Below are 26,420 nucleotides of genomic sequence, written 5' to 3'. Positions count from 1 at the left end.
GGTATCGCGGTATACGATAGTCCCGATGATTGACCGATTATTTCGGTGATGGTTTTCTGATGGAAGCTAAGTTGTTTACCCTTGGCAGTTTAGATGGTTAGATGTTTGTGATTGGGCAAGAGAAAAATACGCCTTTCCGGGCCGGAGAATGGCTCATCATCCCCGAAGCAAATGTCCTCAGGAAGGACGGGGACCAAGAGCGCCACGTCGAGCCAAAGGTCATGAAAGTGCTCCTGACGCTGGCAGCACGACAGGGCCATGTCTTTACCAAGGAAGAGCTCATCGCCGCAGTTTGGCCGGACACCTTCGTCAGTGACGATGCACTGACCCGCTGCATCTCCATCCTGCGTCGGGTCACGGAAGACGATCCGCACGAGCCGCGCTTCATTCAGACGGTCCCAAAGAGGGGGTATCGCCTGGTAGCCCCTGTATCGGAGATTGAAGAGCCGCAGATCGAGTCGGCTCCGGGACACACGGCTGCTGATTCTGGCATGGATCATGCCCTGACGGATGATGCTTCCACGCCCGGTTCAGCTATCGCACTGGAGCCGCAGCCGATTGCGATAGCTCCATCTCCGTCTGCACATTCGAAGCAATACGTCCTGTTGGCTTTGGCCGCATGTATGGTCATCGGAGCGGGAATCGTCGCCTGGTGGTTGTGGCAGCGGTTCCATCCATCACAGGTGGATGCCGCCATGCTGAAGACGACGGCCTTCACCGGCGATGCGGGCGAACAGACGCAACCGGTCTTTTCGCCCGATGGAAGATCCATTGCTTATGCCCGGACCTCACCCGGCGACGGATCAAGGCATATCTATATTAAGGAGATAGGCGGCGAGACCTCCCAGGAACTTAGCCGGGATGAGGTGGAGGAGTTTAGCCCGGTATGGTCGCCCGATGGCCGAGAGATTGCTTATCTTGGGCGATCGGATACGGGGTTGGGAATTTATATCTCGGCGCTCGGTCCGTCAGGCCGGCCGCGGAAGGTTTTTATCCCGCAACAGGCCAGCAATTGGGAGCAACGGGCACTCTCCTGGTCGCCGGATGGAAAGACGCTGGCGTTCCCCGATCATATGGGAGATTCAGCCAGCTCCTCGATCTATCAGTTGGAACTGGCCAGCCTTCGCACGCAAGCCATCACGACGCCCCCACCGGGCTCTGAGGGCGATCTCGCTCCAGCCTACTCTCCGGATGGGAGGTATCTGGCCTTTATACGAGCAAGCGAGACGGCGGTTCGCGATATCTACTATCGCTCTCTGCCCGACGGTCCGGTGCATCAACTCACCAGCGACCGCATGAACATCGATAGTTTCGCCTGGGACCGAGATGGTCATCACATCATCTTCTCCTCCAACCGTGTGGGACGGTTTTCGCTTTGGCGCATAGGGCTGAAGGATTCAAATCCGGTGCGCATGCCGGTTGGAACAGAGGATGCAACCGAGCCTGCCGTGGGGCCTTTACCTGCGCAACTGGCCTATACACGTGGATCGGCGCTGTGGAGCGTCGATCGAATCCGGCTCGGAACGGATAATGAGTCTCCGCAGGACACGGTGCTCTCTTCCACCCAGGAGGACTCTGCGCCAACACTGTCGCCGGATGATGCGTGGTTCGCCTTCCAATCACGCCGCTCTGGAAACCAGGAGATATGGATCTCGTCGATCGCGGGCGATCAGCTACGCCAGCTGACTTCAGCGAACGGACCAGTGACAGGCAGCCCGTCATGGTCCCACCACGGTGATCAGATCCTGTACGACTCGCGCCCGGATGGACACTCGCACATCTTCGTGATCGCAGCAAAGGGCGGAGCGGCGAAGCAAATTACCTTTGGCGGGGTCAACGATATCGTCCCGCGCTGGTCTGCGGATGATCAGTCCGTTTATTTTCGCTCGAATCGAGGCGGCCGCTGGCAGGTCTGGCGCGTTGCGGTAACGGGAGGAGAGCCGCAGCCGGTAACACGCGATGACGGGATGGCTCCACAGGAGTCGCCGGACGGGCAATGGCTCTACTTCACGCGCGGCGATGAATCCGGTCTTTGGAGGATGCCTGCAAAGGGCGGGGAAGAGACATTGATCTCATCGGCACCTGTAGCCGGCTATTGGGGATACTGGCAAGTGATGCCGCAGGGAGTGTTCTACCTGGATACGCGGGAATCTCCTGCGGCGATTCGCATTCTCGATCCCGATACGCGCCAGTCAAAGACCTTTGCCGTATTGCGCCTCACGCCCCCTCCTTATCAGGGCCTGACGGTCTTCAAGGATGGCCGATCGATTCTGCTGACTCGTGAACGAGATATCGGCCGCCATATCACCTTGGTGGAGAGTGTTCGTCCTTGAGCCAGTTACTCGCCGATTGGGGGAGTCGCTGCAAGCCAGCCTGAGAGAAACAAAATTGCGACCATGATCAGTGACTCGTAACGGATGGTTCGCTCGAGCTTCGGTGCAATAGTCGCATCTGCTTGGAGCCGGTCAATCAATCTCCGATTGGCAAAACCCAATCCGAGTACAACAAGAACAAGAACAAGTTTGGCGATCAGGATCCGTCCCCATCCGCTGGCAGGGATCTGTCCGATCGCACCACCTGATCCCAGCCATATGTTCGCGACGCCGCTGAGTAGGACAAAGCATAACGCCACCGTTGCCTGACGCGAGAGACGTGTTGCTGGCCGATGCGATATCGTTACGCGGTCCTGCGCCAGCGACAGTATGCCTGCAACAATCACACCGCCTGACCACATACCCATCGAGACAAGGTGCATCCATTGCACCCATTCGCGCAAGGCAAAATCGCCGTCTGAAGATGCATGACCCGTTGCAGCGCGGAAGACGGACAGCAGCAGGAAAGAGACTGCACTCGCGCCAACAAGATATCGGCTCGCGCCTGCGATAGAGAGGATCGCGATCAGTAATGCAGCCCCGCACTGCGGGATAAGGATACGTCCCGCATGAGTCGCAAACATGACATCACGCAGCTGCTGCCTTACGGAGGATAAACCTGCGTCTCCAGTCATGGTCGCGGTCAGCAGATAGCTCTGCACCAGCAAGATGACGCAGAAGAGACCGGCAGCAAGGGCAAGCAGCTTTATGAGGCGCTTACAGACAAAAGAGCTGTGGCCTCCCCATAAGGCGGCAAAGAGACTACCGCAGATCAGGCTGAAGGCGAGATCTGCGCTTCCGTTACTAAAGACGGTTAGACGCAGTATCCATGTGCTGCCTTGGATGCTCATTTCACGCTGAACTTATACTCTCCCTGCATACGGTGGCCATCAGGAGCGACGGAGACCCAATGTACGAGGTAGCCCCCCGCAGAGAGTGCCGGAACCGGAAGCGTGAGCGTCTTGGCGTCTCCGGGATCACCCTGCGAATGTTCCGTCTTGATGGCCACGCCAGCTTCACTCGTAAGCGATAGTGAGCTGAACTTAGGTTCGACTGCTTCGGTGAATGTAACGACGATCTTCTGCGGAGCTGGTCCAGTCGATTCCGCTGCTGGCACCATCGCCTTGGGACGAGCATGCGCCCAGCTGAGAGAGGAAGTGAATAGCAACGCTGTGGTGAGAGCGTAAGGCCGAAACCGAAATGACATGGTGCATTCCTTTCAGAAGTGTTAGCTGGCAAGCATAGTGAATTCGGCGATGTACAGCTGGTTGTTCGCGCCACGAAATTGAAGCCACAGCTTATAGGTGCCTGCTTCTTTGATTGAAACATGCAGCATCATCTCGGGTGGAGATGATGCGCTGTCGGGAAGTGTAGCCACGGGTTTGGACATATCCATGTCGCCACCCATCGCCATGGGATGCACATGGACGTAGGAGAGGTCCTTGTCGTTGAGAAAAACAGCGTGAGCAGGCACGCCTAGGTATGGATGAAGGTCCTTCGCCGGCTTGCCGTCTTTCAGGATCTCAACGTCGATCATCTCCATCTGACCGGAGTGAAGACGTACGGTCGAGAGGTCGACCTCATACGGCCCCACATGCACTCCCATACCGGTTGGCGGCAGAACGCGAGCACCAGCGGGCTTGTCGTTGCCTACTGGAAGATCGAAACGGAAGACCTGATGGTTGAGGTTATTTGGCTCTCCGTCCACGTATACGTGATAGATCGCAGGCGTGGCGAACTTCTGCGTGATGGTGAAGTGGCCGTTAGGCCCCAGTTGTGGATGAATATGCAGAAATGTTCTGAAATCGTCGCTGACAAGAACGACGTGCAGCTTTTGGGTCATCTCCACCTGGTAGCTCTTAATGGGCACAGTGGAGTGTTGCGGGGTCATCCAGAAATCAAGTTTCTGTTCGAAAGGGTTGGTTGCGAGATGCGTAACCCTAAGAAATCCGTCTGTCTGGGGAGCCTCGCCCTGCAGTGCGGAGATACCTTTTATGGTCTCAGCCCGAGAGATGGAAAGGATAGAAACAAAAACTACAAGACACTTCGACAGCAGCGCTTTCATGCAGTACTCCGCTAAGGACCCTGATGGATGTGTTGACTTGCGTGTGAGGTCTGCGCCATGCAGAAACAGCGTGAAGCACGAGGTTCGCCGCTGTTGATTTGGCTCGGTGAGATTCAATATAAGCAAACGCTAGCTTCTTGTCGAATAAGAAGATGCAGTAAGTCAGTGATGTAGATTGTCAATCGAATGATCGAATTTATTGATGATTGCTGACTCTTGACATGGCATGGAGCAGCACATACGCTGAAAATCATCACGCCGCACAATTCATAAGACTCATCCCTGCTGATGCTGTCTTTCTCTTATTCCGCAGGCGCTTCAGTCTCCGTGGATCAGACCTGTTTGCTGTAGCTACTAATAACTCAACAGTTCGTCATTGCGTGTGTAATACCTTATTTTTTATCGGAAATAGTTTTGGAAGCCCACTCGTTTTTGTGGAACAGCTACGAAAAATCATTAGGAGTGCTGCGACTGGATGCGATCTGGATGGATGTCCTTGTGTGTGATGGGCCTTCTTGTGGGAACGGCCGCGTGCAATAAAAAAGAGACGAAGACGCCTTCTACGACCACAAAGGCCAAACTTGGAGTGAATCCGTACGGAACCTCGGGGCAAAAGCCCGACATGAGCAAAGTGCCGGCCGACCTGCAGAAGGTCTTCGCGTACATCGATGGCCATATCGATGATCACGTCGAAAATCTGCAGAAGTGGATCCAGCAGCCTTCGATCTCTAACAGCGGAGAGGGAATTCCTGAATCGGCAGAGATGGTGAAGGGCTTCTTCGATAAGCTGGGATGTCAGACGACGCGTGTGTATGACGTCGGCATTACGGAGTATGGCTCCCCAGGAAACCCTGTCGTTTATGCCAAGTGCGATGAAGGCGCGCCGAAGACGGTGGCCTTCTATTGGCAGTACGATACGATGCCGGTGACGCAGCCTGACCTCTGGATCTCGCCACCGTTCGATGGAAAGATCGTCGAAGGTAAGGTTGCTGGTCTGCCGGATATCCCGCGGGTTCTGATTGGCCGCGGAGCGACGAACTCCAAAGGGCCGGAGATGGCGCAGTTGAACGCCTTGATGGCTTACAAACAGGTGATGGGCAAGCTTCCCGTCAACCTGATCTTTATCGCCGAGGGAGATGAGGAGCGCATGGATATTGGTCTGCGCAAGTTCATCTCCGATCACTCTGACCTGTTGAAGGAAGCAGATGCCCTGTATGCAGGCGGTCCCTCCGAAGGCTGCGTCTATGTCGAACTGACGACAAGTGGAAAGAGCTGGGGTCGCGGTCCGGTGGAGAGCGACGTCCATGGCGTGATGAAGCGCACGACTGACAGTCCCGCATGGCGCCATATTCATATGTTGGCGTCGTTGACCTCTCCCGACGGAAATACGCCGCTGATCGATGGCTTCTTTGACAATATGGAGAAGCCAACGCCGGAGCAAATGCAACAGCTGCGTGACCGTGCCGCCAAGATGGATCTGGCGAAGATGGCCAAGGCTCAGGGCGTTGCACGCTACATGTCTGATGATCCTGTCGAGGTCCTGAAGGACGGGCGCTTCGGAACCAGCTTCAATCTTGACGGTATCTGGGGCGGCAATATGTACGCTGGTGGCGCTGGCGCGATCTTGCCGAACAAGATCACGTCAAAACATAACTTCCGATACGTACCAAAGATGAGTGGTCCTGATCTAATCAAGAAGCTTCGAGCCCAGCTGGATAAAAACGGCTACAAGGATGTCGAGATCAAGCTGATCGGCGATGTCCCCTGGTCGCGAGGTTCGTCTCTGGATACAGACATTACCAATGCGCACAAGAAGGCTTCGGTGATGCTCGGTCTGTCAGGCGACGACAACCGCTTCATGATGGCCTCTCACTACAACCACATGGGTGAAGATAAGCCTCTGGGTGTAGCTGAAGCCGAGGCGACTGGTGGTTACTGGCCTTCGTATCTCTTTGCCGATGGTGAAGTAGGTCAGAAGGTTGGCACCGTATCGATCCCGATGGGCATGGGAGCCCGCGGAGGTGCCGGAGGACGGGCGCACGCCGCAAACGAATGGTATGCCATCGAAGGCAAGAAGTGGGATAACGGTATGGCGGGCGCGGAAAAGATTGTTGTTGCCAGCATCTGGGAGTATGCGCAGACGACGACGGTTGCTCCAAAACCAAAGACGACGGCTGGCAAATAGCCCAGCGAACGTGGTACCCGGCGCAGAAAGATTCGCGCCGGGATTCCGCTCCTTGAAGGGATGGCGATCTTCATGAACCCTGTGATCTCAGTTCGAAATCTCACGAAGACTTACCACGTGGGCGAGCATCAGGTTAACGCTCTGCGCTCGATCTCCCTGGATGTTCAGGCAGGCGAGTTCGTCTCGGTTATCGGCCCCTCTGGTTCAGGTAAGTCGACGTTGATGCATATCCTCGGCTGCCTCGATCAGCCGACGAGTGGCCAGTATTTTCTGGATGGACGAGATGTCTCGCATTTGAGCGACGATGAGATATCGCTTGTCCGAAATAAACAGATTGGCTTTGTCTTTCAAGGGTTCAATCTGCTGACCCGTACCTCGGCTCTTGAAAACGTCGAGCTACCTCTCTTATACGGAACCGGAAACATTACGGCAGCTGAGCGCCGCAAGCGTGCGATGGCGGCCCTCGCATCCGTAGGTCTGGAGTCGCGCTACGATCACCACACCAACCAACTCTCAGGCGGCCAACAACAGCGCGTGGCAATTGCACGTGCCCTGTTAAACAATCCCTCCATCCTCCTGGCGGATGAGCCCACGGGAAACCTCGATAGCAAAACAAGCATTGAGGTGATGGAGATCTTTCAGTCATTGCAGAAAGAGCGTGGCATCACCATCGTCCTCATCACCCACGAGATGGATGTGGCAGAATATGGATCGCGCATCATCAGCTTCAAGGACGGCAACATCATCTCTGACGTTACAAATGAGAGCCGTCGTCATGCGAAGGGGGAACTCGATGTGCTGCCTTCCGTTGCGGAAGGAGTCGCCTAGTGTCCCTCGGCAATAGCTACATCATCGCGTTAAAGGCGCTGCGTCGAAATAAGATGCAGACCGCTCTGACGATGCTTGGTATGACGATTGGTGTTGCGACCGTGTTGACCATGATCGCACTCGGAAGCGGCGCGCAAAAAGCGATCCAGGACCAGGTCAAAGCCGCAGGAATGAACATGCTTGTCGTCACCGCAGGCAACTACCAGGCGCAGAGAGAGAAACCGCCGGACGATGCGATTGAGATGGGAGCCGTTCGCAACCCGGAGGTGAACGGGCATCCTCATCTGCAATTGGCCCTCTTTCACCCGGAGGATGATCCATTCGCCATTCACGATCACCCAACCGCGCGCCAGAGGCTCGGGGACTCCGAAGCTGGACTCGGTGCAGCAGCCACACTGACGATCGAGGATGCGAATGCGATCCGCAAGATCAACGGTGTGCAGTATGCCTGCGAAGGCATTCACGAGAACGTCCATGTCGCTGACGGAGATACGCGCTGGTTCACTCGTGTGCATGGAGATGACTCGTCGCTGCCGAATATCCGCCGCGCCTGGAGCTTCGTACACGGCGACTTCTTCAGTGCCCGTCAGCAACGAAAGAATGAGCAGGTCGTGGTCCTGGGCAACATCGTTGCCGCGAAGCTTTTTGGCGATGTAAACCCGGTTGGCAAGACGGTTACGCTCTGGAAGCAGCCATTCAAGATTGTTGGCGTTGTGACCAGTTCGAGCTGGATGGTGACTCCGGAATCCGGGGATGACCAGTTTGACGCCGTCTATATTCCCGTGACGACAATGCAGAAGCTTCTGAACCTCTCAAAGCTGAACGATATTACGGTCACCACGAGCTCTACCGGCGATGTCACTCGTGTCTCGAAGACAATCGTTACCCTGTTACGTTCGCGTCACAAGATTGGTGGTAATACGCCGGATGATTTCACCGTGGCCAGCCAGGCTAGTAAGGCCTTAACCAAGGGAGGTCTGCGGCCGGATGTTGCCTCCGCCGTAACGGGCAATGCAGCTGGGCTGGAAAAGGTCACGCTCGATCAGCTAGGAAAGACTCTGGATAAATCGAGCAAGACCATGACCGCGCTTCTTGCAAGCATCGCAACTGTGTCCCTAATTGTGGGCGGCATCGGAATTATGAACATCATGTTGCTCTCCGTGACGGAACGCACGCGCGAGATTGGTATCCGCCGCGCTGTTGGTGCAAGGGCTACGGATGTCTTGCTTCAGTTCATTCTTGAATCGGTCACGCTTAGCGTCGTTGGGGGCCTTCTCGGCATTCTGATCGGCGTTGTAGCTGCCATCGCCATCTCCCATGCCGTGCAGTGGTCGACCAGCATCTCACCTCTGGCCGTCGCCCTCTCGTTTGGTATCTCGGCTGCTGTCGGCATCTTCTTTGGCTACTATCCGGCACGCGAAGCCTCTCGCGTTGCGCCGCTGACTTCGTTGAGGTTTGAATAAATGCTCAAGAAAAGTTTCAAGATCGCCGTCAAAGCATTGCGAGCGAACAAGCTGAGAACAGGACTGGCTATGCTCGGGATGACAATTGGCGTTGCCGCTGTGTTGACGATGTTCGCCCTTGGAACCGGTGCACAGCAGAGTGTATCTAAGGACGTAAAATCCGCGGGTACGACTCTCATCAATATTCGTGCAGGCAACTTTACTCGTGGCGGGGAAGAATCAAAGATCGCGACGGGGCTTGGTTCTGCGACAACATTGACCACCGAGGATGCCGATGCCGTGCGTGCGGTCAGTGGCGTGGCACACGTATCGCCCGTATCTCGCATGCGCGGCTGGGTGGCTGGTGGCGGTGACAGGAGTTACACGCAAATCTATGGTGTCGGTTCAGAGTATGCCGAGATGTATGACTGGGGCTTTGAGAAAGGGAAGTTTTTCAAGCAGTCCTCCGTAGACTCTGCCGAGAATGTTGCCGTAATAGGAGCTGCACTTCGCGACACACTCTTCCCGGACTCAAATCCGATTGGGGAAGAGATAGAGATTCACGGTGAGATCTTCAAGGTCAGGGGCGTGTTCAGCACCAGCGACGAAGAGCAGTCTCAGATGGCGGTTGTGCCATACACCAAACTGCAAAAACTGCTGGGTGTGAGCTATCTTTCAAACATCATGGTCTCCGCGGACCAGGCGGGTAATTCTTCACAGGTCGCAACGGACGTCATCCCGGTCCTGCGGTCGAGACATCACCTTGATACAGCTCGCCATTCAAGTGCGCCTGCAGGTCTTGGCGGTCTTCAAGGTGGTTCTATGGCTGGCGCAACACCTGATGACTTCACTGTTAAGACGCAGGCCTCCGAAGCTCTGACAAAGGGACTTAATACTTCTGTTGCCGCATTCATCCTGGCGAACATGCCGCAGATGGATCAGGTCAATTTACAGGAGATGTCCGGCACGCTAAGCCGCGCGGGGCAGACGATGACGGCCTTGCTGGCGGCCATCGCAACGATTTCGCTCATTGTTGGTGGAATTGGAATTATGAATATTATGTTGGTCTCTGTAACAGAACGCACACGTGAGATTGGCATCCGAAGAGCCGTAGGCGCGCGTTCTTATGACGTGCTGATGCAGTTTCTCGTTGAAGCTGTCACGCTGGGGATGGCTGGCGGTGTGCTCGGCATCATACTGGGCTTTCTTGCATCCTTTGCTATCACCAAAACGCTTGATTGGGATGCGACCGTGTCCCCTCAGGCTGTTGCTCTTGCATTTGGAATCTCTGCCGCAACAGGAGTCTTTTTTGGTTTTTATCCTGCTCGTCGTGCAGCAAAGCTTAACCCTATCGAAGCACTGCGTTTTGAGTAGAACGTGACAGAGATCTCGTCCATCCAGAAGAGCACTTCGATCGCATGGCGTTCGCTGCGCCGAAATAGGTTGCAGACGATTCTGACCATGGTCGGCATGACCATCGGCGTGGCTACGGTGCTCACCATGATCGGATTAGGGGCGGGAGCCCAGTCTGCGATCCAGGACCAGGTCCGCGCAGCCGGTATGAATGTCATCGTCGTCACGTCCGGGAACTACAAGATGCAGCAGCAGTGGACAAGCCAGGGAGAAGCGGAAGAGCCCGCAGCCTACAGACCCGAGCACGATAAAGCACACATTCAGACGATGGAATTGCGCTCTCTGCCCAGACCTCAATTTTATCTCCACTACGTCTGGCAACCCGGGACGAACCCAACAATGGGCCTGGCCCAGCGTGGAGAAAATGCAGCAGGTCTCGGAGCCTCCGATAAGTTGACGCTCGCTGACGCTGATGCTGTCACGAAGCTGCAGGGAGTGCAATATGTCTCTGCGGGAGTGGCGGAGAACGAGCTAGTGACGGCCGGCGACCGCACGTGGTTTACGAGACTGCATGGTGAGGGAGCCGACTTGCCACGGATACGGCGATCGTGGATCTTCGCCAAAGGGAAGTTTTTCAGTGAGTCGGATATTGATCAAGCTAAGCCCGTGATCGTACTCGGCAGCATTGTGAGTGAAAAGCTCTTCGGTAAGACTGACCCTATTGGGAAAGAAGTCTTATTTCATAAGGCAACATTCAAGGTTATTGGTGTCGTCGGGAGCGGTAGCTGGATGGTACCGGCGGCCCCAGGAGACGACCAATTTGATGCGGTGTACATCCCCGTGACCACTGGACAGCATATTCTCCAGCGGAAGAGCCTTGCCACGATCACAATCTCTACGGCATCCACGGGCGAAGTCAATCGTGTCACCAAGGCGATTATGGTGCTCCTACGGGAGCGTCATCAGATTGCTCCCAATGCAGCCGAGGATTTTATCGTATCGAGTCAGGCGAGAAAGTCGCTCGCGAAGGGGGGCATGCGAACTGATATTGCGCGGGCTGTTACAGGGAACGTCAATAATTTAGATAAGGTAACGCTGGAACAGCTAGGGAAGACGCTGGACCGAGCAAGCCGAACGATGACAGCGCTGTTGGCAAGTATCGCTTCAGTCTCTCTGATCGTCGGTGGCATCGGCATCATGAACATTATGTTGCTGTCCGTAACAGAGCGCACGCGGGAGATTGGAATTCGTCGCGCTGTTGGAGCGCGCTCCAGCGAGGTCATGCAGCAATTTCTTATGGAGGCGGTGACGCTCAGTTTGACAGGAGGACTTCTCGGGATCGTCATGGGTATTATGCTCTCCTGGATCATTACAAGAATGATTCAGTGGTCGACTAGCATCTCCATCTTGGCCGTCGTGCTCTCCTTCGGTATCTCTGCTGCTGTCGGAATTCTCTTCGGTTACTATCCCGCGCGAGAAGCGTCCCGGGTTAGTCCGATGACGTCATTGCGTTATGAATGAATTCAACTCCAGCCAAACGATGAAAGGCGCGGTGACAGATCTTTTACCACCACGCCTTTGACTAATTAGTAGGCTTTGTAAGTGTTGGATACTTGATGCCGAGCTGCTCGAGATAGGTTCCATACTTCGCTGAGTCGTAATAATACTTCTGCATCTCGGGACGATATTTTTCCATGGTTGTCTTGTTCATCCATATTGCAGGCTTGTCCTGTGGCCGCACCAGTGGCTGGTACTTCGCGTCTTTTGTCTCTACATTGGCAAAATAGTCTTTCGCGGCAGCCAGTAATTCGGGATGCGTCATCAGGTCATAGAGCGTCATGGCTTGCACCTTTGCTCCAGAGATAACTCCCTTATGAGCAATGGGAGTTGCCATGGCGATTGCATTGGACCAGTTATGTCCTGGAAGATTGGGAATGTTGGCCGGATAACGCAAAACAATTGTGGGCGCATTCCAGGAGATATCGCCGATATCATCCGAGGCTCCTCCCATGGCGGCATTTGGACTAGGGGCGCCCGGGGTTTTCACCTCGGTATCGAGGCCGACCTGAGGCACGCCTAGCTCTTTCTGTACTGCTTTCGCGAGGGCTTGATCGTCATCAGACCACTGCGGCATCCCGACGGCTATAGCGTTAGCGTTCAGATCGTCAGCTATGGGTTTGCTAAAGTATCCAGGCCACGCCGATCCAAGAACGGTAGCATCCCACGTCGTCTGAGTCATCGTTGCGGCTCCTGTCGCCATGCGATCGCCATCGTTCCAGAGCCCCTTGATGTGCTCATAGTCGAGCTCTCGAAAGTAATACCAGACTGAAGCATTCGGCGGAACCACGTTCGGCTGGTCGCCTCCATTTGAGATCACATAATGCGAGCGCTGTTGCGGACGCAGATGTTCGCGGTGAAAGTTCCAGCCGGTGTCCATCAATTCAACAGCATCGAGGGCAGACTTGCCCCTCCAGGGCGCTGCTGCGGCGTGAGCGCTTTCTCCGTGAAAGTTGTATTGCACCGAGATGAGGCCAGTCATGCCGCTTTCGCCCCATGATGTCCCGAGGTTTGTCGCGACATGTGCAAACAGCACTGCGTCGACATCTTTGAAGTAGCCGCTGCGAACGTAGTAAGCCTTGGTCCCCAGGAGCTCTTCCGCAACACCCGGCCATATCTTGATGGTTCCATGCAAATGATTCTTGACCATCATGTCTTTTACTGCGAGCGCCGCAAGGATATTCAACGGTTCGCCGGAGTTATGGCCCTCACCATGGCCTGGTGCGCCTGGAACGATCGGATCATGCCACGCCACGCCAGGCTTCTGGGATGCCTGGGGAATGCAATCAATGTCAGAGCCTAACGCGATTACCGGTTTACCTTCGCCCCAGGTTGCCATCCAGGCTGTTGGTATTCCTGCGATACCGCGATCAATCTTAAAGCCGTTCTTCTCGAGAATGCCTGTGAGATATTTCGATGTTTCAACTTCCTGAAAACCCAGCTCACCGAATGAAAAGACGGTATCAACCATCACCTGAGCCAGCTTGGCATTTTTTTCTACGTTCTGAGCGAGAGCCTGCTTTTCTGGAGTCAAAGAGGTCTGGCCGGGGCAGATGCCCACGGCCAGAACAGGAAGTAGCAAAAGCGTTGCACCGATAAACTTCACTACGTTTTCTCCCGTTGCGATGATTGATGGCTAGAAGAGAAGTCGGAGGCTGAACTGCAAATCTCGGGGAGTGTTGGCCTGGGTGATAGCGCCAAATCCCGTTGCTCCGTACTGAACTCCCGTCGTGAGTGGGTTCAAGAAGTTGGGGTGATTGAGAAGGTTGAATGCTTCGGCACGGAACTGTCCACTCAGGTGTTCGTAGATAGGGAAGGTACGTGCAAGTGTAAGATCAAGCTCCGTGAACTTGGGACCGGTGATGATGTTGCGTCCGGCATTGCCGAAGCGGGTAGTCGGCGCCAGGGTGAAGGCATTGACGTTGAACCATTGCTGAACAGTTTTCGGGCCGGCATTCGGATCTTGCCCCGGCACAATGTTCGGACGATCAGCACTGGCGAACGAACGGCTGTTGTTGCTGGAGCTATCCGTGATCGTGAAGGGGCGGCCGGTTTGAAAGGCAAAGATACCCGAGACCTGCCATCCGCCGAGAGCTGCGGCCCCCAGACCATTCTGCAGCCAGGGCTTGCCCTTGCCGAACGGAAGCTGTGCAACAGGGCTGAAGGCGACGCGGTGAGCAACGTTGAAGTCCGACAGTCCGCGCTCAGCTTTTAAGTTATAGATATTTTGCGGTGAGCCGGAGGAGTTGGAGCCGGAACCAATACCGCCTCCGCCATCGATTGACTTGCCCCAGGTGTACGAGAGGATGAACGTCACACCGTTCGCATAAGTCTGCTTAAGACTGTTCTGCCAGGAGTGATATTCAGAGTTCGAACGTGTGTCTTGATTCGATACCGTAGAGAAATTCGGGTACGGGCGCATTGTCTGAGTCGTCGTTGCGCCCACCGCGAGATTGTTGACATTGATCTGATTCAGATTAATGCTCAGCGGAAGCTTGGTTCCCTTTGAACCAAAGTACGTTGTCTCAAAAACCATATTTTTCCCGAACGCCTGCTGCACCCCCATGCTCCACTCCGTGATGTATGGTGTGCGGTAGTTTGGATTCACGCCGAGAGGGGACAGAGATGGACTGCAGTTCGTCTGTCCGCCGTAAGAGCAGGCCGTTGCGGCACCAGCGAATGGAGCATCGAGCGAAACGGTGTTGATGCTGCTTGCAGTGCTGGCAGTTGAGGTCGAGGTGCCGACGATGCGGTACGGATACTGCGTCCCATACGTCAGGAACTGGTTGTAGAGAAGCGGCGTGTTATAAAACGTTCCTGCTGCAGCCTTAAGAACTGTCGTGTCCGTCTTGAAGGGCTGCCAGGACATGCCCACACGAGGAGCGTAGTTGTTGTAGTCGTAGTTGTAGAGATGTTTGAATGCTCCCGTGTTCGAAGCGAGGAAGCTCTGTGTGCTGAGATCAAAGCGTGAAACGGTGCCATTCGGTGTATAGACCGGCGCATCCAGCTCCCAGCGCAAACCGTAGTTGATCGTGAGGTGCGGTGTTACCTTCCAGTCGTCCTGCACAAAAAGGTGGTTGCCGAAGAAGTTTAGATAAACCGTTCCCGCCGTTGTACCGATGGTTGAGGTGTACGAAAGGCCGAGAAGAAAATCGGCCATGGAGTCGCCGGTCGAGCCAATATGCGTATTGCCATTTACCGACATGATATTGGCATCGTTGACGGAAAAAGCGCCGCGGCCAGATGACGTAATCAGATTGATTGAGCGTGCGAGCAGAAGATCAATGCCTGCCTTGATCGTGTGAGCTCCCTTGCTCCAGGTCACGGTATCCACCAGTTGATAGTGGTTATCCCAGCGATTCTGTGGAAGGTTCGTAGCGCCGCCGATTGTCGCAAAGCCGGAGATTGCAGTATTCGGCAAACCGTTATTGTTTTGATAGCCGGGCTGACTGAAGTAAGGACCTCCAGGCAGACCGGTATACGCCGCGCCGATGGCCGTGTTGTCCTCCTGGATACGAGGCTGCTGCAGGCGCTGAAAGCCTGCACGGAATTCATTCAGTAGGGTGGGTGTAAGGATGCGATCGTAGGTGACGTTGATTAGCGTCGAGATCTGGTTGGTAAAGCAGCCGAATTTCGGAACAACGTACGACGAACAAAGTGAGTTGGACGGCTCGAAGGCAGGATCCTTGAAGAGATTGAAGCTGCCGTAGATGTTGTCCTTGTCTGAGATCTTATGGTCGACACGTGGCCGAAAACTCATTCATGTTCTCAGTGCGCGTCTCCTGGAAGTTGTAGTTCAGCGCGGGGTATTTGCCTGCAAGGGTATTGAGCGAAGGCACAGGGAACCCAAGGTTGGCAATCGTTTGGCCGGCGACTGCACCAACGGAGCTCCACTGTCCGCGCGTGTTTCCGGCGAGGGCGGTCGTTAGGTTGTAGCATCCAGTGCCGCAATTGGGGGCGAGTGCAGCTCCGGTGCGTGGGTTGTAGAGAGTCTTGCCGACGTTGAAGATGCCATTCAGCATATCCGTGGTAGGAACGGTTGACTGCGCCGTGAATGCCTGACGAATGCGCTGACCCTCATAGCCGAAGAAGAAGAACGTACGATCCTTCCAGATTGGCCCGCCAACGGTGCCACCGAAGGTGTTCTGCTTGAAGGACGGTTTATCTGCGCCTGCAGCGGTAAAGTAGGGGCGAGCATCTGTCGCCTCATTTCGAATAAATTCATAGGCCGAGCCATGGAAGCTATTCGTGCCTGACTTGGTGATGACGACAACCTGGCCGCCAGCCATTCGGCCATACTCTGCGGGATAGACGCCAGTAAGTAGACGAAATTCCTGAATCACTTCGACCGATGGGCGAAAGGATGGTTGCGCTACACCCATGTCGTTGTTGAAGATGCCGTTGAGCGTGAACTGATTGGAGATCTCGCTTGCGCCGGCGATATTGATGCCGCCACGGAAGCCGAGCGTCGAGTTTTGTGCCGGCTGATACGCGGCAGGAGAGAGAAGTGCGAGCGAGTAGAACTGCCGGTTTGCGAGAGGGAGTTCTACGATCTGCTTGTTGTCGACCAGTGTTCCGTTAGAAGAGGTCTGCGTCTGAAGAAGAGGCTCGCTTGCTTCGACATTCACCGTGTCGTTCGCGCCGCCTATGGTCAAAGAGACAGGAATCTCTTTCGTATCACCTACGTTGAGCGTAATGCCCGTGAGATTCTTCGTGGCGAAGCCGCTCATGGTCGTCGACAGTTCATACTCTCCGGGCTGGAGATTGGTGATTGTGTAGAGGCCGCTGCCGTCTGTCGTTGCTGTGCGCACTGCGGCTGTGCCCGTATTCCTTGCGGTCACCGTTGCGCCGGAGATTGCGGCGCCCTGGATGTCTTCGACGCGGCCTGTTAGCGTCGCATTGACGGTCTGTGCAGAGAGCGGCTGGACGTATGCCACGGCACACAATAGAAGGAGAAATATAGAAATAGACCTGCAGCTTATGCGTCTAAGTGACGACATCGCGGATGCCTCCAGATTGTTGAACGTGAATCAAAAAGAGGTCTATCGACCGCTCGTGTTTTGTGCGGATTGCAAAAAATACGACTGCGATTTCAGTGACAGCAGATACAGCTACGGCGAACGCCTGAGTGACAGGCTGAATAGGCTGCGACAACGAACATCAGGGTTCGTTGTATGGCGAGGTGCCATGAAGAGGTATGGTTTAGCTTCCGAGGGTTCGGAATATTTATAGCTATAACAAACGCATTACGATCCGTAAAGATATATTCATCAAGTATTTCCAGATAGCTTCATTGATAGAAGAGCTCATGCATATTGATAAAAAAAATAGAATGCGCAGCGTTGGTTCTGTCTTCATATTGCTTCTGCTGACAGACTGTAGGCATGCGAAGCAAAGTGAAATCGTCGTCGACAAGTACCTGCGCGTAGCTGTAGCTCTGAGCGAGCGGGATCCTGATGCACTTGATTACTATGTCGGGCCGAAGGAGTTGTTGAAGGCCGTGGAGAAATCTCCTCCAACATTGAGCGATATCGCGCTGCAAATCACTCAGCTCCAGAAGGAGCTTCCTGCCAGTGGAATGGAGCGCGCCCGTCGCGATGCATTGGCAGCACAACTCAATGCGATGGCCTTGCGGGTGCAGGCTCTACAGGGCAGGTATGTGAGCTTCGATGCAGAGAGTCGTGGATATTTTGATATAGAGGCGACGCCGTATGACAAGCAGCAAGAGCGAGTGGCTATTCGGTAAAGAAATCGGCGAAAGAATTGGATATGGAGCAGGGAACTATGCAGCGTACGATGCCCGATTCATCGTCTCACCAAAGCGTGTTCCCGCAGTCATGAAGGCAGCGCTCGCAGAATGCCGTAGGCTGACGCTGCAGCATATAACGATGCCGCCAGATGAATCTGTCGAATTGGAGTACGTCGTTCATAAGCCGTGGAGCGCCTTCAGCTCCTATAAAGGAAACAATCACAGTGTGATCGAGGTTAATCTTGAACTTCCTCTGACCGTCGACCGACTCCTGGATCTCGCTTGTCACGAGGGCTATCCGGGGCACCACGTCTTCAACACGTTGCGCGATCAATCTGTAGTAAAACGAATGGGCTTTCGCGAAGGGCAGGTGCAGCTGACATTCTCCCCACAGTCCTTCGTTTCAGAAGCTGCAGCGAGCTATGCCCCCGAGATGGTTCTCGACGAACCGACGAGGATACAAATCGAACGTAACCTCTTATTTCCGGCTGCGGGCCTCAAGACTGATGATGTCGAGCGGTATATACATGTGCAGCGGTTGATTGAAAGTCTGCACTCCGCAGAGCCGGGCATCGCTCGTGAATATCTCGACGGTCGATTAGAGTTTGTTCGGGCACTCGGGGCACTAGAGCATGAGTTATTGATGGAACATGGTGAGTCTACACTCCTCTATCTCAATGAATATCGTAGCTATATGCTTACCTACACCGTCGGCAAGGACCTAGTAGAACGATGCGTTGAGCAAGGAGCAAAAGAGCCAGTCAGTAGATGGATGCGATATCAGAAATTGATGACGCAGCCGGAAAATAACCTCAGCTATTGTGCACATCATGTTTGACTCCATGCAGTAAGTCGAAATAGAGTCAAACTCACTTGACCGTTTCCATTCATCCTCACGAGGACAATTCATCATGCCTGCTAAGCGCGCGCCGTTGTGTCTTCTAGCATCTCTTGTTGTCTTGACTGGGTGTTCCAGGAAAAGCCCATCACCTGCTAACGTTACGACCCATCCGAAGTTAGGAATACGGGCGCAAGCGGACGAAACAATTCATCCCGATTTGACTAAAACTGCTCCAGATCTGAAGAAGGTTTACGACTACATTGATCAAAATATCGATGATCATGTAGTCGATTTTCAGCACTGGATTCAACAGCCATCGATCTCCAATAGCGGAGAAGGAATTCCCGAGTCCGCGGAGATGGTCAAGGGGATGTTCGATAAGCTCGGATGCCAGACAACGCGTGTCTACGATGTCGGCATAACGGAATATGGATCGCCGGGCAATCCGGTGGTCTACGCCAAATGTGATGAAGGCGCACCAAAGACGCTGGTCATCTACTGGATGTATGACACTATGCCGGTGACGCAACCTGACCTCTGGATAGCACCTCCCTTTGAGGGCCGTATTGTGGACGGCAAGACTGCAGGCATCGATCCTTCTTTCAAGAAAGTCCTCATCGGTCGCGGCGCGGTGAACTCCAAGGGACCGCAGCTAGCACAGCTTGAGGCCTTCATGTCGATGCGAAAGGTGCTGGGGAAGCTGCCGGTCAATCTGATCTTTGTGGCCGAAGGCGACGAAGAGCGTATGGACATCGGTCTACGAAAATTTGTGAAAGACCACCCGGAGCTCTTCAAAGGAGCGGATGCGATGCTGCGCTTCTCCGGCCAGAACAACGGTGGAGGCGCAAATATATCCGGTGGCTCAGAGGGGTGCGTCTACGTCGAGCTGACCACGAGCGGCAAGAGCTGGGGACACGGTCCGACAGTCTCTGATATCCATGGCTCATGGAAGCGTTCCGTCGACAGCCCTGCCTGGCGTCACATCAAGATGTTGGGTTCTCTGATCTCCGATGACGGCAACACACCGAAGATAAATGGCTTCTTTGACAATATGGTTCCACTCACAGCGAGTGAAACTGCACAATTGAAGAGTGCATCCTCCAGGTTGAACCTCAAGTCGGCAGCAGACAATCTTGGTGTCGCCAGATTCATCTCCGATGATCCATTCACCATGATGAAGATGTCGCGATTCGGAACAAGCTTTAATCTCGACGGCATATGGGGAGGCAATATGTACGCTGGCGGGGCGGGAGCGATCTTGCCGAACAAGATTACGTCAAAGCACAACTTTCGTTACATCCCGAATATGAAGGGAACGGACATCGTGAAGAAGCTCCGGGCCCAGCTTGATAAGAACGGTTACAAAGACGTCGAGGTAAAGCTGATCGGCGATGTGCCATGGGCAAAGATGGGCTATGACACTGACATCGCAAGAGCCATTACGCAAACGTTCGATGATTTCGGCATCCCATACGCGCAGCCGTCACCGGAGGAGACTATTCTCGGCGGCTATTGGCCTGCATACCTGTTCTCAAATCAGGCTGTAGGCGAGCGCGTCGCTACGGTCGAAATGCCCATCGCTGCGGGCGGTGCAGGAATGGGAGGACGGGCCCATGCGGCGAACGAATATTACATACTTGAGGGCGCCGGCAAGGTTTATGGGTTGGCCGGGGCAGAGAAGTCTGTTGCCGCTACTATTTGGCATTTTGCAAACATGCCCACGAAAACGGTCACTCCTCAATGAGGGTGACCGCGGTCATCTGACGATGGTCCGCAGTTTCGTTTTTAGAAATTTAGACGCTCCGCTCTAAAGCCTAAAAAGGCACTTAGCGCTTCTATCTGGTATCGGCCGGAAGTCAGGCATCAACGTGAGTTGTCGCTCGACGGCGATAAAATCTGTGGTCGCATGCACCACAGCGAAAAGCGCAGATATCCAGCAATCGGAGGAGGTTTTCCCAGCTTTTGCGATGGGAACGATAGACCTTATCACGGTGGCAGAGTGGGCAGAGCATCGGTGACTCCAAAAGTACAGGCAATAAGTTGCGAAAGGAGATACAGGAGGAAATAACGCTTCCTTTCGCCAATGTTACTCCAGCGCAAGCATTTAGCACCATCAATAAAATGAGCAGCGGCTAAACCGCAGAGGCAGGATGCTCATCTCGGGCTTCAAGCCTCCGTAAATGCATAACTATTAAATGCCTGTAGTCCTCCAGTGGATGCAGATATCGCCGATCTTCCAGTCTTCCATGTTGAAGACCTCACCATGGGAGAAGAGAAGAAGCGAAGACCCTGCGGGCGACGAAAAAGGAAGCCCCGACCGGAAACACGGGGCTTCAGGCGGGGGCTGCTCTTGCTACCGAAGTAGGATGCGTTTTTCATCCATAAGGAAACCCTGTCTCCTGTACTGGAGCATGGAGTTGAATGGATACATATCCATTGACGGTCGACTGATAAGCCGTTTCATCAACCGGCTTATCAGTCTTGGTGCTAGGCCAAAAATTTACGACGCGCTATCTGAGCAATTCCGAGTAGACCGGTGCCGAAGAGCGCCAGGGTGCTGGGCTCAGGTACCGGGGACGCAGTTGCGGCAGTTGACGCGGAGAAGGTGGTTACAGTTGTATCCGGCTGCCCAGCCACATACTGGGAAGAGAACGTAAATGTGGCCGGCCCTGACTGGCCATCAAACACTCCAGTGCCAGTGAAGTAGCCGATACCCGTGAAGGTCAGGCATGTGCTACCTAAGTTGCACCCGGATGTGCTTGAGAGACTATTTGCCACATACCCGGCGTTGTACTGCGTCATCTCAAGTGTGAAGGTTTCACCGTTCCCCGTCACCGAGAAAATAGGAACTGTGCCCGACGGAAAGAGATTGGCTGGTGGGGTGTTTACGCCCATCTGGTAAGGCAGTGCTCCAGGAAGAAACGTGATGACGTCGCCCTGAGAGAGATAGTTGGCGAATGTCCCGCCAACCGTGCCGGCAACGGCTGCATCCCCAAAAGTGATGGAGGAAGAGGTGAAAGAATCGGTTCCGTTCGAACTAAAAAACCCACTAATGGGGTCTGCATGGGCGACAACGACACTGCTGATCGCCAAAGCGGAAATTACCACAAGCCGCTTTATCATGAGCGCTCCTAATACTGATTGATATTTGCGTCCGAGAGATGCTCTCTCGCGAAGGTATAACGCAATTGCAATGCCAAATCCCGGCCGCAATAAAATGCACTGCGCGTTCTACCTAAAGGCGGCTATTTGGTCCTCTACAATCTCGATTGATTGTTTTATGCAAAAAAATGCACAAATTTGAGTATTTACTTTCCTGTCAGCTGCTTGTACAGCGACGAATGGCAGTCCTAAATCTGCTCCAGGGACTCCCAATGTCAGCCCATCATTCTGTTTGTATCGGACGAATACTCGCCGGTGAGACGGGTCTGCTCGCTGCGGTAAGTCCCCACCCGTCACAAGTTTCTATAGCAGCGCTTTCAACCATCATGTGGCTTTTCACCCTGCTGCCCGCGAGATCATGTTGATCAGCATGACCCTCACGTTCTTCCTTTGGTAGCGCAGTGGAGACCTTGCGCTGAATGGTATGAGAGCAGCAGCATCCGGCCCTGGATACGCACAGTATGCAAGACATTGAGCTTGCCCTTGCCGCCGCGCATTGGGATCAGCGGTTCAATTCAGCCCGAGCGACGGGTATGACCAAACATGATCCGTCGCGCTCAATTGTGCTTGGACAAGCCTCTAACGGGAGGTGTATCGTGTCCCGACATAAATCGGAGGAACGAAATGCGGCCCTATTTGCTAACACTTTGCTTGAGTCCGCTCCTTGGTCTGATTGCCGCGCTAATCGTTTTTTCGCGCGATAGAAAACATCATTTGTAGCAAGATCCCTTCGCGCATTTCTTTCAGTTCCACGCAGAGGTTGTGCGCAGCATCGTGCACGTACCTTTAGCGGGACTACCCACTGCACCGTACAAGAGAAGAACCTTGCGCCTGGATGCCCGAAGCGATACGAAGGATAGGTTCGGGATACCCGAAAATAACCGTTTGAGACATAAAGCTCACTAACGGTGCCTTAAAGAAGCTTAAACTCCGATGGCCGCTAATAGCCTGCAATGCAAGCACTTGCGGAATCCTATTCATTCTCGGGGTTTAGAAATTATGGCGGAGAGACAGGGATTCGAACCCTGGATACCTTGCGGTATACACGCTTTCCAAGCGTGCGCCTTCAGCCACTCGGCCATCTCTCCGCGATGGGTGGGCTAAATCAATACTATACGCAAAACGGCTCCGGCAAAAGGGAACACGCCTGGAGAGTAAGCATGAGCCGTTTCGAAGTCTTTATACGAGAGAGAAAGTTCCTCGTGAACGTATCGCCTGCCACCGTGTCTTGGTACACCTCTGCCCTCAAGTGGCTTCCTTCCGAAGAGCCGACGCAATCCGAACTAAAAGAGGTCGTGCTGCGTATGCGAGAACGCGGCCTCAAGGAAACCGGCTGCAATGCGGCCATACGCGCAATCAACTCATACTTGCATTGGGCGAGTGGTGCCGAGAGAAAATGCGGGGCTGGATGTGCCCACCCCCATCTTCTATGGGGTTTGGGCATTGATGTTTTGCGTGATATTGCTTTGGCTGCCAAGGGTCAGCGGTGTCCCTTGAGTCAGGTAACGACGCAGCGTTAATGGGTCATTCCAGTTGATAGTCCAACCATGGTCAACCGAAATAAGGATGTATTGTCCTGGCACAATGCTCTCAAAGTTGAAGCTTCCGTCCGTGTCGCTTTGATCGAGTACGACCCTCCCAAAAGATCCTGGATCATCGAGTCCAGCCGGAACCAGTAGCACGACAGAACCGACACACGGCCTGCCGCCTGAACTGGACTTGCCCCTGACGGATGCCATACCGCTGGCAGTACGCAGCACGAGCGTGACATTGCCGCCGTGCACGTTGAGATAACGCCCGCTGATCTCAGCCCCTTCAGCTGCAAGGCCTGTCAGATAGCGATCGCGGGATTGAGCAGCAATTTCATATCGTCCTGCAGGTACTTGGAGCGAAAAGCCGGAATCCTTTCGGCGCACGCCTTGGCCTCCACGCTGCATGATTCCCATACCCATTCCGGGGATAGTGCCAAATCGCTGTCCGGTAGTCGTATCGATCAACGTCACAAACATCGGCGGCTGACCATCCTCGTCATCATGCCCTTCAAACTTCAGCGTCAGATTCGCCAGATCCGTAGAGTCCTGCCGCAGATCGACTAGATGCGTTGTGCCCTGGGTCAGCTCGACCACGGCATCCTTGGCATCCTGTACGGGACCCGCCATGCGGATGCGGTAGGTGCCTGGAACAAGCCCGTCAACGTCGATCTGGCCCTGCGAATTCAGGCGAGTCGTTACCTGAACAAAGCGTTGGCCCATGCTTTCGGGGTCATCGATGCGCTCGATGAGTGGAAACGCCGCCCGGGACAGATTGCCGCTCTGCTCATCTCCTGAAGGCGCGATCAATTGCAGATGAATCGCCGGTATCGGTGAAAGTTGCACGTCCGCCCTCTGCTCATCGCCAGGGCCCAGGGTGATGAGCTGCGCCTGAGAGGCGTCCGTGACGCCGGGAAACCATGTTCTTTGATAGGCCACATCCAGATCCGCTTGTTGTGTAGACACTGAATTATTCGTTGCGGTCTGTCCAGAGGGGCCCCTTCGCTGCGTGGTCGAGGTATACCAGGGCCGCGCCTGCACGCTGATGCGATAGCTGGTGGGCAGTAAACCGGCGAACTCATAAACTCCCCGATCATCAGTTTGCGTAATGCGGCGGTAGGAGTTGTTTTCGGCCTGAGCGCTGCCTGGTAGAGGCAGTGGACGCGCAGCTAATTCCACCGTGGCATTGCGCACCCCCTCACCTGCTTCATCCAGGATGGTTCCGCTGATACGTCCCTGGGGAGGCAGGCGAAAGGTGAGATCGTAGGTCGGTGCACCGGCTGTCAACACGACCGCGGAAGAGTACATTCCGTGAGCGTCATACGACATCGCCACATAGCCCGTCGCCGATGCCGTCAGATGCCATGCGCCGGAGGAGGGCACCTCCAGAATGAAATGACCTCGTTCATCCGTTGTTGCTGAGACGGAAGAGGACTGGCTACGGCCTAATGTGCGGCCGGATCGAAAGCGGTCCCTAAGCGAGGCCTCAAGATGACACTCGCGCACGGGACTTCCTGTAGCAGCATTCAGAACAACACCCGCGATGCGAAATGACGGTGCCGCTGGCGAGGCCCTCATCATGATCGAAATGGAAGCCAGCAAAAGAGAAAACACGATGCGGCAGGCCTTCATCACGGGTGCATCTCCGCGGCAGGAACTCCATCGATATCGACGGAGGCTTTACCGCCGGTGGTGACCGTAACGGTATTCAGATACGAGGCGTAGGGTTCCAGCATGGCAGAAGAGTGATAGTCCACCTGACTCCTTACCTCAAAAGCGATGGCGCGGTAGCTGCCGGGCGGCAGGGAATTGAGACTGAAGCTCCCATTGCTTGCACTGTGCACGGAATAAAAAGGGGTCGCGGAAGGGAAGTTGGGAATCAGGTAGACCCACGCCGATTGCAGTGTGCCTCCAATGTTAACCGTGCCGCTCAGGCTTCCAGTCTGATTACTGACCGTGACGATGATGGGAGAACTTCCTGCTCCTGGAGCAACCAGCATCTCCTGTTGGAGCAGATCGGCAGAGCCGTAGCTGGCAGATTTAATGAACCAGGTGCCACCGCCGCGGCTAAACAGCCGATAGCGCCCAGGTGTTGGTCGAAAGCTGTCTCCGCTGTACGGCGCCACGCGCATGGTAGACGGAATCTGGTCCGCAGGGCTGAGATGCAGGCCCAGTTGCGCCACCGTAGGGAGTGGCACATTATCGGACGTAGACTGGCTGTCCACCACGAGCTGAACCGGAATAGCCGAAACAGACACAAAATTGAGCGTCACGCCTTGCGAACCTGGACCACTCACCGTCACGGATGCCTGGGCGAATTCTACGCCGTCTGACCGCATCCTCATTGCCGTCAGCACATAGCTTCCGCTCGGCATCTCAATAGCCGAGTTTGCACCGTTTCGGACCAACGGAACGGGAAAGACTGCGCCTGTCTCCGTTGCAGCGGTCAGAGAGGCATATCCGCGACCACTATCAGGCTCCAGTCGAATCGGGATCGTGAATGTCGGAACCGGATCGGCATGGAAGTCCGCATGTTCTTCCTGCCCGGATCCGACATGCAGATATCCTGAGTTTCCACTTGAATTATTCGACGGATACATCTGTGGCAAAATGCTTTGCCCTGAAGTTGTCTGACGTGTGCCGGAGGATGTTTCGAGTCGATAATCTCCTGCAGGAACGACAATCCTGTACTCTCCGCGGGAGTTGGTTTGGCGGGGAGGCATTGGAATCCACTGCTGTCCCTGGTCGGTATAGAGACTGCGCTGCGGCGTAATCAGAACGTCGGGAACCGGCGCGCCGTCCCGGGTTGTGACCGATCCCGTGATGAGGGCCTCCGGGTAGAGCCTTACGGTGACTGGCATCGCCTGCGTTGGCTGAATGGAAAGCGTCGACGCAGACTCTCCGTCAGGAGAACCGTAGAAGCCCGGCTTGTTCACGCGGAGGGTCGTAGCCGTCCCGGCCGATTCCGTATCGAAGTCGAAGTGTCCCTCATGGTCGGTCAGGACCGCCAGGTCATTCATCTGAACCAGGGCACGAAAGACAGGTGATCCCGAACTCGCGCTGATGACCTGGCCTGAGATCGTGACAGGGCTCGAACTCGAAGCTGAAGTGAGTGTCGAATTGGCGGCAGGGGCTGTCTGAGAGCTGGCTGCCTGCGCACAGAGCAGCAGAAGCCACCAGACAGTTTGTGTCCAACGTCGAGCGGAAGGAAGAACCAGTAGCGACATGTTCAATCGCGGTCTAGAGGAGTTACCAGCTATCAGCTATATAGACGCTATTGCCGTCGTTTCTGGCCCATAGCGTTAACAGGTATTTAGATAAAGACTCACCATACAGT

The 26,420-nt window shown here is 54.6% G+C and carries 18 protein-coding genes and 1 tRNA gene; 9 read left to right on the top strand and 10 right to left on the bottom strand.

The genetic code is table 11. The annotated features are described in order from the left end of the window. Positions 1–101 precede the first annotated feature (101 nt). Positions 102–2,333, top strand: coding sequence for a DPP IV N-terminal domain-containing protein (locus tag PW789_RS01810; protein ID WP_299370637.1), 2,232 nt, complete (start codon positions 102–104; stop codon positions 2,331–2,333). Between the two features lie 5 nt (positions 2,334–2,338). On the opposite strand, the gene PW789_RS01805 is transcribed toward PW789_RS01810, so the two are convergent. The 3 genes from PW789_RS01805 to PW789_RS01795 all read right to left on the bottom strand — a co-directional run bounded on the left by PW789_RS01805 (position 2,339) and on the right by PW789_RS01795 (position 4,263). Continuing rightward, complete coding sequence (locus tag PW789_RS01805) at positions 2,339–3,034, bottom strand: CopD family protein (RefSeq protein ID WP_299371596.1); 696 nt, start codon at positions 3,032–3,034, stop codon at positions 2,339–2,341. A gap of 185 nt (positions 3,035–3,219) precedes the next feature. After that, positions 3,220–3,579: a copper resistance protein CopC gene (locus PW789_RS01800; protein WP_299370635.1), complete on the bottom strand. Its 360-nt coding sequence runs from the start codon at positions 3,577–3,579 to the stop codon at positions 3,220–3,222. A gap of 21 nt (positions 3,580–3,600) precedes the next feature. Further along, positions 3,601–4,263 (bottom strand): hypothetical protein, encoded by a 663-nt coding sequence (locus PW789_RS01795; RefSeq protein WP_299370633.1) that lies wholly within the window; start codon positions 4,261–4,263, stop codon positions 3,601–3,603. A 796-nt stretch (positions 4,264–5,059) separates the two neighbouring features. Here PW789_RS01795 and PW789_RS01790 point away from each other — a divergent pair. From PW789_RS01790 to PW789_RS01770, 5 genes are all read left to right on the top strand, one after another. Next, entirely contained in the window at positions 5,060–6,622 is a 1,563-nt protein-coding gene (locus PW789_RS01790; RefSeq protein ID WP_299370631.1) for a M20/M25/M40 family metallo-hydrolase, read from the top strand. 117 nt (positions 6,623–6,739) lie between these two features. After that, the gene (locus tag PW789_RS01785; protein WP_299370629.1) at positions 6,740–7,450 is read left to right on the top strand and encodes an ABC transporter ATP-binding protein; all 711 of its coding nucleotides are present in this window, start codon (positions 6,740–6,742) and stop codon (positions 7,448–7,450) included. Next, complete coding sequence (locus PW789_RS01780; protein WP_299370627.1) at positions 7,450–8,913, top strand: ABC transporter permease; 1,464 nt, start codon at positions 7,450–7,452, stop codon at positions 8,911–8,913. Before PW789_RS01785 ends, PW789_RS01780 begins: the two co-directional genes overlap by 1 nt. After that, entirely contained in the window at positions 8,914–10,266 is a 1,353-nt protein-coding gene (locus PW789_RS01775) for an ABC transporter permease (protein WP_299370625.1), read from the top strand. A 3-nt stretch (positions 10,267–10,269) separates the two neighbouring features. Further along, positions 10,270–11,766, top strand: coding sequence for an ABC transporter permease (locus PW789_RS01770; RefSeq protein WP_299370623.1), 1,497 nt, complete (start codon positions 10,270–10,272; stop codon positions 11,764–11,766). Positions 11,767–11,827: 61 nt separating this feature from the next. Here the strand turns inward: PW789_RS01770 and PW789_RS01765 are convergent, their stop codons facing one another. Genes PW789_RS01765 through PW789_RS01755 form a run of 3 tightly spaced genes read right to left on the bottom strand, consistent with a single transcriptional unit; the run spans position 11,828 to position 16,739 of the window. Continuing rightward, the gene (locus PW789_RS01765; protein ID WP_299370621.1) at positions 11,828–13,408 is read right to left on the bottom strand and encodes an amidohydrolase; all 1,581 of its coding nucleotides are present in this window, start codon (positions 13,406–13,408) and stop codon (positions 11,828–11,830) included. A gap of 30 nt (positions 13,409–13,438) precedes the next feature. Continuing rightward, on the bottom strand, positions 13,439–15,562 hold the full coding sequence (locus PW789_RS01760) for a hypothetical protein (RefSeq protein ID WP_299370619.1): 2,124 nt from the start codon (positions 15,560–15,562) through the stop codon (positions 13,439–13,441). Further along, positions 15,534–16,739, bottom strand: coding sequence for a carboxypeptidase-like regulatory domain-containing protein (locus tag PW789_RS01755; RefSeq protein ID WP_299370617.1), 1,206 nt, complete (start codon positions 16,737–16,739; stop codon positions 15,534–15,536). The genes PW789_RS01760 and PW789_RS01755 overlap by 29 nt, the downstream gene beginning before the upstream one ends. Before the next feature lie 371 nt (positions 16,740–17,110). Here PW789_RS01755 and PW789_RS01750 point away from each other — a divergent pair, with 371 nt between their 5' ends. The 3 genes from PW789_RS01750 to PW789_RS01740 all read left to right on the top strand — a co-directional run bounded on the left by PW789_RS01750 (position 17,111) and on the right by PW789_RS01740 (position 20,136). Then, positions 17,111–17,548, top strand: a complete 438-nt coding sequence (locus tag PW789_RS01750; RefSeq protein WP_299370615.1) for a hypothetical protein — start codon at positions 17,111–17,113, stop codon at positions 17,546–17,548. After that, the gene (locus PW789_RS01745) at positions 17,514–18,389 is read left to right on the top strand and encodes a hypothetical protein (RefSeq protein ID WP_299370613.1); all 876 of its coding nucleotides are present in this window, start codon (positions 17,514–17,516) and stop codon (positions 18,387–18,389) included. Before PW789_RS01750 ends, PW789_RS01745 begins: the two co-directional genes overlap by 35 nt. Before the next feature lie 73 nt (positions 18,390–18,462). Beyond that, positions 18,463–20,136: a M20/M25/M40 family metallo-hydrolase gene (locus tag PW789_RS01740; RefSeq protein ID WP_299370611.1), complete on the top strand. Its 1,674-nt coding sequence runs from the start codon at positions 18,463–18,465 to the stop codon at positions 20,134–20,136. Between the two features lie 743 nt (positions 20,137–20,879). Here the strand turns inward: PW789_RS01740 and PW789_RS01735 are convergent. The 4 genes from PW789_RS01735 to PW789_RS01720 all read right to left on the bottom strand — a co-directional run bounded on the left by PW789_RS01735 (position 20,880) and on the right by PW789_RS01720 (position 26,310). Continuing rightward, positions 20,880–21,515 carry a PEP-CTERM sorting domain-containing protein gene (locus PW789_RS01735; RefSeq protein WP_299370609.1) on the bottom strand — a complete coding sequence of 212 codons (636 nt, stop codon included), beginning with the start codon at positions 21,513–21,515 and terminating at the stop codon, positions 20,880–20,882. 1,039 nt (positions 21,516–22,554) lie between these two features. Then, positions 22,555–22,642: transfer RNA gene (locus PW789_RS01730), tRNA-Ser, on the bottom strand. 339 nt (positions 22,643–22,981) lie between these two features. Next, the gene (locus PW789_RS01725; protein WP_367182472.1) at positions 22,982–24,715 is read right to left on the bottom strand and encodes a collagen binding domain-containing protein; all 1,734 of its coding nucleotides are present in this window, start codon (positions 24,713–24,715) and stop codon (positions 22,982–22,984) included. Then, positions 24,715–26,310 (bottom strand): hypothetical protein, encoded by a 1,596-nt coding sequence (locus PW789_RS01720; protein ID WP_299370605.1) that lies wholly within the window; start codon positions 26,308–26,310, stop codon positions 24,715–24,717. Before PW789_RS01720 ends, PW789_RS01725 begins: the two co-directional genes overlap by 1 nt. Between the last annotated feature and the right edge of the window lie 110 nt (positions 26,311–26,420).

The sequence above is a fragment of the Edaphobacter sp. genome (assembly GCF_028283685.1).
Taxonomy (GTDB): domain Bacteria; phylum Acidobacteriota; class Terriglobia; order Terriglobales; family Acidobacteriaceae; genus Edaphobacter.
This window is presented reverse-complemented; position numbering and strand designations above follow the sequence as displayed.